The organism is Micromonospora sp. NBRC 101691, from assembly GCF_030269285.1.
Classification (GTDB): Bacteria; Actinomycetota; Actinomycetes; order Mycobacteriales; family Micromonosporaceae; genus Micromonospora; species Micromonospora echinospora.
The window spans coordinates 1-11,977 of sequence record NZ_BSTB01000004.1 but is presented as its reverse complement, the minus strand read 5'-3'; the positions used below and the strand labels follow the sequence as shown (position 1 = coordinate 11,977).

Sequence of the window (11,977 nt, the reverse complement as noted above, 5' to 3'; positions counted from 1 at the left end):
CCGCCCGAGCTACGCGATGAGCTGGCGGGATTACATTCTCCCATTGATTAGCATGTTGAGGGTTTCGCGGACGATCCCCGGTGATCGCTGAAAGAATGGGCGGAAAAGTCTCAACCGGGGGAGAGGCGCTAGGGTGGGCCGGTGGTGGAACCGCACCGGCTGCGCGCCGTGGACCTCGCGGCGAGCGTCGGGATCTCGGTGCAGCAGGTCCGTAACTACGTCGACCTCGGGGTGCTCCCACCGGTGACCCGCACCCCCGCCGGTTACCGGATCTTCACCGCTGCGCACGCCGAGGCGCTGGTGGTCGTCCGGCGGATGGCCGAGGGGCACGGGTGGGCCCGGACCCGGGAGGTCATGGCCGCGGCGCACGCGGGAGACCTGGCCACCGCGCTGGCGTCGATCGACCGGGGCCACGCCGAGCTGGACCGGGAACGCGCCGAGATCCGGCGGGTGCTCGGCGCGTTCGACACCGTGGTGGCCGGCCCGGCGGTCACCGTGCCGGCCCGCCGCCGGGGCGTACGCATCGGCGAGGTCGCCGACCTGGTCGGGGTCCGGACCTCTCTGCTGCGGCTCTGGGAACGGCGCGGGCTGCTGCGACCCGTCCGGGAACGGGGTACGTCCTACCGGCTCTACGACGCCACCGAGCTGCGTGCCGCCCAGGTCGTGGCGCTGCTGCGCCGGGGCGGCTACCCGTTCGACATCGTCGCGTCGGTGCTCGGTGAACTGCGCACGACCGGCAGCCCGCAGCGGGTGCGGGCCGAGCTGGCCCGCCGGGAGCAGGAGCTGCACCAGCGCAGCCTGACCCGACTGGCCGCCTCGGCGGCCCTGTACGACTACCTCCGGCGCCGGGGTGTGGTCGGGGCGGCCGCCCCGGCGCCCCGATCCCCGTGACGGGCGCGGAGCCGTCGACGCCGCACTCCCGCACCGGCTCGCCGCGCTCCTCCCGACGTTCGACGTCGCTCCGCTTTTCTGGTGCAGCCTGTCGGACGGGTCTGGCCGAAGCGTCCTCATCGAGATCGGGAACGCGGAAGGATCTGGTGCGGAGCCTCGCCTGAGTGAAGGAGGAGGGGTGCTGAGCCGTCGGCGCCTGCTTGCACTGCTCGGGGTCGCCGCCGTCGTCCCGCTGGCCGAGTCCCTCGTGCTGGTGTCGATCGGGTTCCGGCAGGCGGAGGGATTGATCGGGCAGAGTTCGGCGGTCTGGCCGTACGACTCCTACCACGACATGCGTTGGCTGTTGGTCTACCACGATTCCTGGTGGACTTTCGGGCTCGGCTTGGTGGTGGCGATCGTGGTACGTGGGGCGCTGTCCGCAGCGTTGGTCGGCCTGGCCTGGCCGGGCGGGAGGCCCCGGCCGTCACGGCGGGTCCTGCTGCTGCGCAATCTCGGCGTGGCGGCGCTGACGGCTGCCATCGTCGCGCCGTTCGCTGCGCTCGCGGTGGCCGCGTCGGTGGTGTCGCTGTCCTGGGTTCTGTTCGCCTCGCTGATCCCCATGGTGATACTGGCCCCGTTCCTGCAACGGATGGCGGTGTGTGCGGGCGGGTGGCGTGGCCTGCCGACGGCGGAGCTGGCCGGCTGGTCGTTGCTCAACTTCGTGGCCATCACCGTCGTCGGGGGCCTGGTGTGGAGCGCGGACGAGGCGTGGACGCCGGCCGTCGCCGTGGCCGTCGGGATGATCAACGGCCTGATGTGGAACCGGACCGTGCGGGCGGCCGTGCTCCCCTCCCACGTGCGGTTGCGGCGGGTGCCGGTGGTACCGATCGTCGTGGTGCTGGTCCTGGCCATACCCCTGGTGGCGCAGGCAATCACCCAGCGCGACGGTGCGGCGAACACCTTCTCGCCACCGATCTTCACCCAGCCGTTACCCCAGCGGGTGCCCTATGCGGTGATCCTGCTGGCCGGACACAACTCCGCGTACGATGGCCGACCCTCGGCGGATCCGAACGTCGAGCGATTCTCGTACCACGGCCTGGACCCGGGTGGCCGTCCGCTGCCGTACCGGGCGGACGCCACCCACCAGTCCCTGGAGTCCAGCGCGCGGCTGCTCGCCGCGCAGGTCGAGGCCGTGCACCGGCGGACCGGCCGGCCGATCGCCCTGATCGGGGAGAGCGAGGGGGCGATGGTGGTCCGCACCTACCTACGAAGCCCGAAGCCACCGGTGACAGCGCTGCTGATGCTCAGCCCGCTGGTCCGCACCGGCCGGGCGTACTACCCGCCACCGACCGCCGACTCCGGTTATGGAGTAGCCACCGGCTGGCTGCTACGCGCCATGTACACACTCCCGAACCTGGTCTCCGCTACCGGCGACCACCCGGATGAGCCATTCGTCCGTTCACTGTTAGAAGACGCGCCGTTCTACCGCTTCCAGACCATGTGTTCGATTCCAGGCGTGCGAGTGGTCGCTTTCCTGCCGACCGTCACCGCGGCGGAGTCCACACCGGGTCCGTTCACCCAGATCCCCGTGGTCGAGGTGCCGTCCCTCCACGTCGGGTTACTTGGCCAGCGGATGGTCCACGACCAGGTGATCGACTTTCTTGCCGGAGCGAATCTCCAGTACGTCAGGAGCGAGTACGGCCTGGTACAGCGGCTCGGGGCAGCCTGGCAGGCACCCCTTCTGACGGTCAACGTGAATCCGGTGTGGCGCTCCAAAGCACCATCCGGACCGGCGTTCTCCGCGACCCGGATCTGTCGTACGGTGCGGTGAGCAGGGCTCTGCTGCTTGGCTGCCGCACCGGGCGCTACGCGGGCTGGGTCGGGTTGCCGGCAACGTCGCGCCCGGCCAGCGCCCGCAACTGCTCCATGAAACCGGGCGTGGCGCGCGCCTCGGCGAAGTACACGGCGTCGATCCGGTCCATGATCACGACGCTGCGGCGGGCGAGGTCACGACCCTGCGGCGTCACCATCACTCGGACGGCGCGGGCGTCGGCGGTATCCCGGATCCGATTCACGTGCCCGTCCCGTTGCAGGACCTTGAGGACCTGGGAGGTCATCACCGGCTCCAGGCCGGCATGGTCGGCCACGTCGCGCTGCCGGGGCGCCTCCCCGTGACGCCCCAACCACCATGTGCTGCCCAACACGAGGAACTGCACGTGCGTCATGGACATCCCGGCCAGCGCGGCCGCCACGTGGCGCTGCCAACGCAACGTGGCATGCCGCAACAGAAACCCAGGCGTATTGCCGGCCGAGTGGTGTCGCAGAGCCTCTTCCAGATCCTCCAACGGGATCGCATCCACCTCGGCCGGGTCGACGGGGCCGACATGCGGCGCGTCAGCTCGCGGCATCCCGGTGCCCAACCCCTGCGGACGATCTCACGGCGCAAGTCTAGTCACCCCGTCCCCTTGCAGGATAGTAAAGGTACGAATTAATGTCGTTGCGTGTCCGTGATCCTGACTTCGGGTCAGCCGTGCTGCCGAGAAGGGACCTGGCCAATGACCACACCGACGATCGAAGAAGCCGCTCTGGAGTCCAGGACCGCCCTGGTCATGGGCCACGGAGGAGGCAGTGACTGCCTGGTCGCCTCCCTCGTCGCCGACTGGCTCGGCCGGCTCGGCGTGCAGCGCGTCATCCTCGGCGGCGTCGCCTGCCAGTGGTGGCCGCCGGCCGGTGAACAGAAGACCGCCCTGCGGATGACCGTCGGCCCGGACTTCTACCAGCCCCTCGACCTCAGCCCCGCCAGGCCGCTCGGCGGGCACGCGGTCATCGTCACTGCGGACTCGCAGATCGACGGCCGTCAGCCGCACGAGGCGACCGCCGCCCGCCACTTCGGCGGAGAGGCGTTCCTCATCTCGCTGCGTGGCGGCGGTCAGGGCGTCGCCGACGGGATGCGGCGGGTCGTCGCACACTACGGTGCCGACCTGCTGGTCAGCGTCGACGTCGGCTCCGACACGCTGTCCACCGGCAACGAGATCCGACCGACCCAGACCTCGCTGGCCGACCATCTCACCCTCGCCGGCCTGCTCCAGCAGCAACGCCGCGCCTACTTCGGTCTGGCCGGATACGGCGTCGACGCCGAGATGGAGATCGAGGAGCTGGACCGCAACCTGAGCACCGCGGTCAGAGCCGGCGCGCTGCGCGGCGTCATCGCCCCCAGCTACCCGGCCATCGAGCGCGTGGGCGCGCTGCACGGCGAGGCCGACGACCCGGTCGGCAGCCTGGTGCTCAAGGCCGGCCGGGGCGAGTTCGGGCTGCACCGCACCCTCAAGAGCAACCCGTTCGGCGAGGTCGCCCGGGTCGGGCCGGCCAGCCTCCCGGTCTGGGTCTTCGATCCGCACCTGGTGGCCGACAGCGTCGCCGAACATGCCAAGCACCTGGTGCCCACGACCACCCTCGACGAGGCCGTGCAGACCTACCGCGCACTGGGACGCATCCCCGAGGTCGGGCTCACCCGCTTCGTCGACTTCCAGCGCTGACGTGCCGCAGTCTCGGCGAGAGTGGCGGCGACCGGACAGCCGTCGGGGTGCCGGTCAGCAGTCGCCGACCTCTCCGCACGCCTTCGCCCCGTGCGCCGTGGCGGCGGTGATGGCTCTGGCGGCGTCGCCGAGCGCGGAGAGTTGCTCCGGGGTGAGCACGTCGACGACGAGACGACGCGCCTCACGGACGTGACCCGGGGCGATCTCCTGGACCTTCGCCCAGCCGGTGTCGGTGAGCAGGGCCTTCGCGCGCCGGCAACCGTCGGAGAGGTGGCGCCGCTCCACCCATCCCGACCGCTCCAGCCGGGTGAGCGCGTGGGAGAGCCGGGAGAGTGATCCCTGGGCCGAGATGGCCAGCTCGGTGAGCCCGAGCGTGCGGTCGGGCGCTTCGGACAGGGCGGCGAGGATCTGGTACTCGAAGCCGTTCACGCCCGCGTCCCGCTTGAGCTGCGCGTCGAGCGCCGACGGCAGGGTCGCCAGCAGTTCGATCAGGGCGCGCCAGTGGTGCTGCTGGTCGGGCGACAGCCACGGCACGTCGTCCGAGGTAACGGTCTCGCTGGTGCTGTCGGTGGTCACAGAAGCAATCCTACGGCCGCTTGAATGTTCAAGTGAGCGTGGTAGCCTCCACTTGAACATTCAAGCTAGCACCGGGAGATCCGCATGTCCTTGCTCCGCGTCGACGCCAGCATCCAGGGCGACCGCTCCGCCAGCGGCGCACTTGCCGACCTCGTCCTCGACACGTTCACCGCCGCCCGCCCCGAGGTGCCCGTCGTGCGCCGGCACCTCGGTCAGGACCCCCTGCCCGCAGACGCCTGGGCCGCCGCGATCTCCGGCAGCTACACCCCCGAAGGGGACCGCACCCCCGCCCAGCGCGAGGCGCTCGCCACCGCCGAGCGGATCGCCACCGAGTTGCAGCAGGCCACGAGCGCCGTGCTCGCCCTGCCGCTCTACAACTACGGCATCTCGCAGCACGCGAAGAGCTGGATCGACCTCGCCTGCGTCGGCGCACCCCAGGGCACCCGTCTGCTCGACGGGACGCCGACCGTCCTGGTCACCACCCGCGGCGGCGCCTACGGCCCGGGCACCCCGCGCGAGGGCTGGGACCACAACAGCGACTACCTCCGCCGGATCCTCGTCGACGTCTGGGGCGCCGACCTCACCGTCGTCGAGCGCGAGTTCACCCTCGTCGGCGTGAACCCGGCCCTCGACGAGTTCTCCGAGATCGCTGCGATGATGCGCAAGAACGCCGAGGAGGCGGCGGCCGGGGCCGGCGTGACGCTCGCGAACCGCCACGCCGCCTGAGCCGCCGCTCGCCGGCGATCACTCCGGAGAGGGCCGCGTGACGATTCACCGGCCCCCGGCAGCCCGCCGGTCGGCTGGTCGTACGGCGGTGCCGTACGACCAGCCGGTCCCGGTGCCCCGGTACCGGGACACCGGAACCACCTCGACCCCCGGCGGCATCCGCTCCCGGTACAGACGCCCCTCCAGGTGGTCGACCTCGTGCGCCACCAGCCGGGCCAGCCCGTCGCGGAACCCGGTGACCGTCGTCCGCCCGTCCACCTCCTGGTGGGCCACCTCGATCCGGGACGGCCGCCGCACCAGCCCCCGGACGTCGAAGAAACTCAGGCATCCCTCGAACTGCTCGTCGACCTCCGGGGACTCGTCGACCACCCGGGGATTGAGCAGGACCAGCTCCGCGCCGTCCGGCGCCCGGACGACCGCGGCGGCGCGACCGACGCCGATCTGCGGCGCGGCCATCCCCATCCCCTTGGCGAACAGGTGCACGGAGGCGACCCGGGACATCGTGGCGCGCAGGCGCTCCACCACCCGCAGCGCGTCCGGCGTCTCGGCGGGCAGCGCGAAGTGCGCCGCCGGGCGGGCCAGGACCGCCGCTCCCTCCTGGACGATGCCCAACTCGATCATGTGCTGGCTCGGTGTCGGCATCCTCTGGTCGCTCCCGTCCGTCCCCGGTCCGGCGGGCTGATTCTGCGTCGTCCGGCGCACCGCCCACCACGCCCGCCGGCTGTCGGGTATCCGTCATCGAACGTGCCGGCGCCGGCACCGTCTCCGGTGGGAGGTCGCGTCGACAAGCCGGTACCGAGTCCATAGACTGCGGTCTTTCCGCTCACCGTCGTGCAGGAGGACCCGTGTCGCGCACACCCCGACCACCATCCGCCGCCCCCGCCCGGACCCGACTCCTCGGCGGCGTCCTGGTCGCCGGGGCGCTGCTCGGCACCGTCGGCGTCGCCGTGCCGGCCGGCGCGGCCGAACCCGCCCGGACCACGCCGGGCCCGTGCGGCTACACCGCCACCCCGGACGACCCGCCCGCGCGGAAGGTCCCGCTGCCCCCGGACCCGCGCCGCACCCCCGACCACGGGACCGTCCGCGTCACGCTGCGCACCAACCAGGGCCCGATCCCACTGGTCCTCGACCGTGAGCAGGCCCCCTGCACCGTGCAGAGCTTCCTGCACCTCGTCCGGCACCGCTTCTACGACGACACCTCCTGCCACCGGCTCACCGCGTACCCGACGCTGAAGGTGTTGCAGTGCGGCGACCCGTCCGGCACCGGCGCGGGCGGCCCCGGCTACCGGTACGCCGACGAACTCCCCACCGACCTGCCGACCGTCCCGACCGATCCGACCGGTGAGCGCCGCCTCTACGCCCGGGGCACCCTGGCCATGGCCAACGCCGGCCCAGACACCAACGGCAGCCAGTTCTTCCTGGTCCAGTCCGACTCGACGCTGCGGCCGAACTACACCGTCTTCGGCTCGATCGAACCGGCCGGACTGGCCACCCTGGACCGGATCGCCGCCGCCGGCATCGCGCCGACCGACGAGGATCCCGCCCCCGTCGACGGCGCGCCCGCCGCGCCGGTCGACATCGACCGGGCGGTCCGCCGGCACTGAGTCCACCCGGGGCGGGACCGGACCGGTCCCGCCCCGGCGATATGTGTTGCGGGCCGCCGGGCGCGCCCCTACCGTGAACCACACGTCCACCGACGATCTTCAGGAGTCACCGTGACCCGCCTGCCCCGTACCGGAAACCCACGCCCCTGCCGGCGTGGACCGGTCGCGGTGCCCGCGCGGACGCGTCGTGCCCGCGCCGTGGGCTATCCGCAACGTTCCCGGGGTGGCGGCGCGTGACAGCGCCCGTGTGACGGCGTTCCCGCCGCCCACCCCAGCCGGGTCGGGCGGCTTTTTCGTGCCCGGCCGGCGACCCTTGCCCTGCCAGCCGACCTCCAGGAGACGACCATGAGCTTCACCCCGCTGCCCGGCACCCGGGCCCCGGTCCGGGTCTGGACCGACCCGTACGCCATCGAGGCACAGGCCCTGCGGCAGCTGCGCAACATCGGCGCGCTGCCCTGGGTGGAGGGCGTCGCGGTGATGCCCGACGTCCACTTCGGCAAGGGCGCGACGGTCGGTTCGGTGATCGCGATGCGGCAGGCGGTCTCCCCGGCGGCCGTCGGCGTGGACATCGGCTGCGGCATGTCCGCGGTACGGACCTCGCTGACCGCGTCGGACCTGCCGGACGACCTCGCCCCGCTGCGCAGCGCGATCGAGGCGGCCATCCCGGTCGGCTTCGCCAAGCACGACCGGATGGTCGACCCGCGTCGGGTACGCGGCCTGGAGCAGCGCGGCTGGGACGACTTCTGGGGCCGTTTCGACGACCTCGACCGGCGGGTCCGGCAGCTCAAGGACCGGGCCCAGTACCAGATGGGCACCCTCGGCGGCGGCAACCACTTCATCGAGGTCTGCCTGGAGCAGGGCGGCGACGACGAGGGCCGGGTCTGGCTGATGCTGCACTCCGGCTCCCGCAACATCGGCAAGGAACTGGCCGAGCGGCACATGGCGGTGGCCCGGGGTCTGCCGCACAACACCGACCTGGCCGACCGCGACCTCGCGGTCTTCCTCGCCGGCACCCCGGAGATGGACGCCTACCGGCGGGACCTGTGGTGGGCCCAGGAGTACGCGCGGCGCAACCGGGCCGTCATGCTCGCGCTGCTCTGCGACGTGGTGCGGGCGCACCTGCCGCAGGTGCGCTACGACGAGCCGATCTCCTGCCACCACAACTACGTGGCCGAGGAGACCTACGACGGTGTGGAGGTGCTGGTGACCCGGAAGGGCGCGATCCGGGCCGGTGCCGGGGACCTCGGCATCATCCCCGGTTCGATGGGCACCGGCTCGTACATCGTGCGGGGACGGGGGAACCCGGACGCGTACTGCTCCGCCTCGCACGGGGCGGGCCGGCGGATGTCGCGCGGCCAGGCCAAGCGGACCTTCACCACCGAGGATCTGGCCGCCCAGACCGCCGGGGTGGAGTGCCGCAAGGACCCCGGGGTGGTCGACGAGATCCCCGGTGCCTACAAGGACATCGTCGAGGTGATGGCGCGCAGGAGGACCTGGTCGACGTGGTCGCCCACCTGAAGCAGGTGGTCTGCGTCAAGGGGTGACCGCTTCGGTCGGGACGAAGAGGTCGTCGGTTCGAACCCGGCCACCCCGACAGAGGTAAGAGGGCACATCCTATCGACGGATGTGCCCTCTAGTGCTTTGTGTAGCAGTGCGTCAGCGCAGACTCTCACTGAGGCGCTTGAGCGCGTCCCGGGTGGCGTCCGAGGACGCCTGCGAGTAGATCTTCATCGTCACCGAGACCTCGGCGTGCCGAAGCACCTGCATGATGACGCGCGACGGAATCAGTGCGGCCTCAGCTACCCGCCGGGTGGATCTTGCAACCCTGCGCACACTGGGCCAGTTGCTCGCTGCACACCGGCGGCTCGAAGACACACTCGGTGCCACGTCGCTGCTGCCGACGATCCGTACCCAGTTGGACCTGGTCACTACGCTCGTTGCCGAGGCGGGGAGCGCGCTGCGGTCACAGGTGGTCGACCTCGCCGCGCAGTGGGCTCAGTTCGGCGGCTGGCTGTATGCGGCCAGCGATCGACGCCGCCTCGCTGGTCGTTGGTACGGCACTGCGCTGGAGTGGGGCGCGGAGGCCGGTAACGCCGACATGATCGCCACGGTCCTCAGTATGCGGGGGCATTTGGCCTGGTCGGAGCGGCGCGCAGGTCCGCTCATCGCCCTTTCCGCAGCGGCGGTTCGACAGCCGGCGAGTCCAGGAGTGCGGGCCATCGCAACCCAGCAGCAGGCTCGGGGCCATGCCCTGGTCGGCGAAGTGGGCCCCGTCATCGATCTGCTCGACCGCGCCGTCGACCTGTCCGAGGCGGCCAGCCTGGCACCCGACCGGGAACCGGCGTGGATCTACTTCCACTCGGCGGCCTACCTGGCGATGCAGCGTGGACTCGCCTACCGGCTCCTCGGCCGGAACGCGGAGGCGATCGAATACCTGCGACTCGGGCTGACCGGTCTGCCGGAGGAGTCGGCCGGTGCTGCATGGACCGGGCCCTACCTGCTGCGTCTCGCGGCGGCGCTTGCGGACACCGGCGAGGTCGGCGAAGCGTTCGATGTCTACGAGCGCATCGGAACACTTGGACGCGCCACCCGTACGGTCGGCCTCGTCGACCAGGCGGAGGCTGCTGTCTGCGCTCTGTCCGCACGTAGAGAGCGGACGCGCTGAATCTCGACCGTCACTGCCTGATCACCGAACGTTGATCTCGGGTCTGGCTCGTAGGAGAAGCACCGGTACGGCCGCGAGCTACGCCCTTCGTTCGGCGCGGCGGTGATCGGTCCTTCCACGAGCACCACCGCCGTGCCCTCCTCGAAGGAGGCGCAGGTGGGCGATGTGCAGCACGAGTCGACGCAGAGCCGAGGCGAGCAGATTCAAGCGTCAGAAAGGGAAGCCGCCCGGCAGCGGCTCCTCGCGCAGGCGGAAGCGGATCGGATACCGGCCGAGGAGGCTCCTCGGGCCGTTCCGGATCGGCGGTGGCGTCGTGGACAGCAGTGAGCTGTTGCCGGTCGGGCGACGGGTGGCGTACTGGCGGGGGCGGCGGAAGCTCTCTCAGCAGGTGTTGGCCGATCGGCTCGGCAAGTCGAAGAGTTGGGTGGACAAGGTTGAGCGGGGTGTCCGGTCGCTGGACAAGGTGTCGACGCTTCAGGACATCGCCGCCGTGTTGCGGATCGACACGGCGGTGTTGCTCGGTCGGGACGCCCAGCCGGCCGGTGTGGCCGACCGTGCCGAGGGTGTGGAGCGGATCCGGGCGTCTCTGTCGACGTACGAGATCGCCTTGGCACGCCCAGCGGCCCGCCATCCCGTCTTGCCGGCCGACGAGTTGGCGCGGGATGTCGCGCATGTGTGGACGACCTTCCAGCATGCCCGCTACCCGCAGGTCGTCGACCTGGTGCCGGAGTTGGTGGCCGACGCGCAGCGCACCCACGCCCAGGATCCCGGAGCGGGTCGGGGGCCGCTGGTGGAGGCGTACCGGGTGACCGCGTCGCTGCTGGTGAAGCTCGGTGCCCCGATGTGGCGTGGTTGGCGGTCGACCGGGCCATGATCGCCGCCACCGGTGACCGGGTGCTGGTGGCTGCCGCTGCCGTGCAGCTCGGCCAGGTGCTGCGCGAGTCAGGGCGAACCAGGATGGCGAAGTCGCTGATGCTGGCCGCCGCGTACCGCATCGCGCCGCCCGTGATCGAGCACGGCATCCCACCCGAGCTGTCCCTCTGCGGAACCCTACTGATTCAAGCCGCCCTGGCCGCTGCCCGCACCGGTGACGACCGCACCGCTACCGACCTGATCGACGAGGCCGCCGACATGGCCGCCCGGGTAGGTGACGGGCACGACCACCACCGCACCGCGTTCGGGCCGACGGCCGTGGAACTGGCTCGGGTCGCCACAGCGGTGGAGTTGGGCGAAGTCCGCGAGGCTGCGGCACGGCACGGCACGGCACGAGAAGGCGACCACACGGGACGGCTGGCGGTGGCTACCCGCCGAACACCGGGCCGCCCACCTGATCGACGCCGCCCGCGCCTACCTCCAAGCCGACGACCCGGTCAACGCCGGCCGGGTCCTGATGGAGGCCGACCGGATCGCACCGGCCGAGATCCGCCACCGGCCAGCCGGCCGGGATGTGCTCGCCCAGGTCGCCCACGACCCCGACGCCCCGACAACGCTCACCCACCTCGCCGCCACCCTCGGGGTGGGCTGAGCGGTGACCGCGCCGTTCCTGTCCCTGGCCCAGATCCGCAACCGGCTGATCCTCACCGCCCGCGCGATCCTCCGCGACCACCGACCCGGACCCGACGGACGCTGCCCGATCTGCCGAACCGCAGGCTGCCGAGTGGCGACCGCCGCCCGCAACGTCCTCCGCACCGCCGAAGGAGTACAGCTGCGAGGTACAGCAACCGAACCGACCACACCTGACCCAGACGACCCTCAACAGGCCCGATGACCTCGGACGACACCAGGTCCAACCGCCTTGCCGGCAGTTCGGGACGAAGAGGTCAGTGGTTGTTTTCGCGATCTTCACCAACGTGCTCGACGTGCAGCCCGATGGCTGTCAACGCCGCCTCAATCGTGACCACCGTGGTCCGGCTGAAACTGGACCACCTTGGTTTGGTTGATCTTTAGTCGTTGGTCTTGCTGGCTGCGGGGACGCGGCCGAGGTCGCGGTCCTTGAGTCG

At 71.3% G+C, this 11,977-nt stretch carries 12 protein-coding genes and 1 pseudogene; 10 read left to right on the top strand and 3 right to left on the bottom strand.

Features of this window, described 5'->3' with window-relative positions; all coding sequences use genetic code 11:
- The first annotated feature begins 141 nt into the window (after positions 1 to 141).
- Together QSK20_RS08830 and QSK20_RS08825 are read left to right on the top strand one after the other, a co-directional pair.
- Positions 142 to 891, top strand: coding sequence for a MerR family transcriptional regulator (locus tag QSK20_RS08830; protein WP_285788086.1), 750 nt, complete (start codon positions 142 to 144; stop codon positions 889 to 891).
- 181 nt (positions 892 to 1,072) lie between these two features.
- Positions 1,073 to 2,701 carry an esterase/lipase family protein gene (locus QSK20_RS08825; RefSeq protein WP_502888877.1) on the top strand — a complete coding sequence of 543 codons (1,629 nt, stop codon included), beginning with the start codon at positions 1,073 to 1,075 and terminating at the stop codon, positions 2,699 to 2,701.
- Positions 2,702 to 2,735: 34 nt separating this feature from the next.
- Here QSK20_RS08825 and QSK20_RS08820 read toward each other — a convergent pair whose 3' ends face one another.
- Positions 2,736 to 3,278: a MarR family winged helix-turn-helix transcriptional regulator gene (locus QSK20_RS08820; RefSeq protein WP_285788084.1), complete on the bottom strand. Its 543-nt coding sequence runs from the start codon at positions 3,276 to 3,278 to the stop codon at positions 2,736 to 2,738.
- Between the two features lie 147 nt (positions 3,279 to 3,425).
- Between QSK20_RS08820 and QSK20_RS08815 the strand changes: the two genes are divergently transcribed.
- The gene (locus QSK20_RS08815) at positions 3,426 to 4,406 is read left to right on the top strand and encodes a DUF1152 domain-containing protein (protein WP_285788083.1); all 981 of its coding nucleotides are present in this window, start codon (positions 3,426 to 3,428) and stop codon (positions 4,404 to 4,406) included.
- Positions 4,407 to 4,460: 54 nt separating this feature from the next.
- Here the strand turns inward: QSK20_RS08815 and QSK20_RS08810 are convergent, their stop codons facing one another.
- Positions 4,461 to 4,982, bottom strand: a complete 522-nt coding sequence (locus tag QSK20_RS08810; RefSeq protein WP_285788082.1) for a MarR family winged helix-turn-helix transcriptional regulator — start codon at positions 4,980 to 4,982, stop codon at positions 4,461 to 4,463.
- Positions 4,983 to 5,066: 84 nt separating this feature from the next.
- Here QSK20_RS08810 and QSK20_RS08805 point away from each other — a divergent pair, with 84 nt between their 5' ends.
- Positions 5,067 to 5,708, top strand: a complete 642-nt coding sequence (locus tag QSK20_RS08805) for an FMN-dependent NADH-azoreductase (protein WP_285788081.1) — start codon at positions 5,067 to 5,069, stop codon at positions 5,706 to 5,708.
- A gap of 45 nt (positions 5,709 to 5,753) precedes the next feature.
- On the opposite strand, the gene QSK20_RS08800 is transcribed toward QSK20_RS08805, so the two are convergent.
- Positions 5,754 to 6,350, bottom strand: a complete 597-nt coding sequence (locus tag QSK20_RS08800; protein WP_285788080.1) for a peptide deformylase — start codon at positions 6,348 to 6,350, stop codon at positions 5,754 to 5,756.
- 203 nt (positions 6,351 to 6,553) lie between these two features.
- Here QSK20_RS08800 and QSK20_RS08795 point away from each other — a divergent pair, with 203 nt between their 5' ends.
- The 6 genes and pseudogenes from QSK20_RS08795 to QSK20_RS08770 all read left to right on the top strand — a co-directional run bounded on the left by QSK20_RS08795 (position 6,554) and on the right by QSK20_RS08770 (position 11,745).
- A complete protein-coding gene (locus tag QSK20_RS08795) occupies positions 6,554 to 7,312 on the top strand; it encodes a peptidylprolyl isomerase (RefSeq protein ID WP_502888875.1) in 759 nt (252 codons plus the stop codon).
- Positions 7,313 to 7,657: 345 nt separating this feature from the next.
- A pseudogene (locus tag QSK20_RS08790) lies at positions 7,658 to 8,856 on the top strand (RtcB family protein).
- Between the two features lie 221 nt (positions 8,857 to 9,077).
- The gene (locus QSK20_RS08785; RefSeq protein WP_285788079.1) at positions 9,078 to 9,977 is read left to right on the top strand and encodes an NsdA family TPR-like regulatory protein; all 900 of its coding nucleotides are present in this window, start codon (positions 9,078 to 9,080) and stop codon (positions 9,975 to 9,977) included.
- Positions 9,978 to 10,290: 313 nt separating this feature from the next.
- A complete protein-coding gene (locus QSK20_RS08780) occupies positions 10,291 to 10,851 on the top strand; it encodes a helix-turn-helix domain-containing protein (protein ID WP_285788078.1) in 561 nt (186 codons plus the stop codon).
- A 273-nt stretch (positions 10,852 to 11,124) separates the two neighbouring features.
- On the top strand, positions 11,125 to 11,502 hold the full coding sequence (locus QSK20_RS08775) for a hypothetical protein (protein WP_285788077.1): 378 nt from the start codon (positions 11,125 to 11,127) through the stop codon (positions 11,500 to 11,502).
- Positions 11,503 to 11,505: 3 nt separating this feature from the next.
- On the top strand, positions 11,506 to 11,745 hold the full coding sequence (locus QSK20_RS08770) for a hypothetical protein (RefSeq protein WP_285788076.1): 240 nt from the start codon (positions 11,506 to 11,508) through the stop codon (positions 11,743 to 11,745).
- The last annotated feature ends 232 nt before the right edge of the window (positions 11,746 to 11,977 follow it).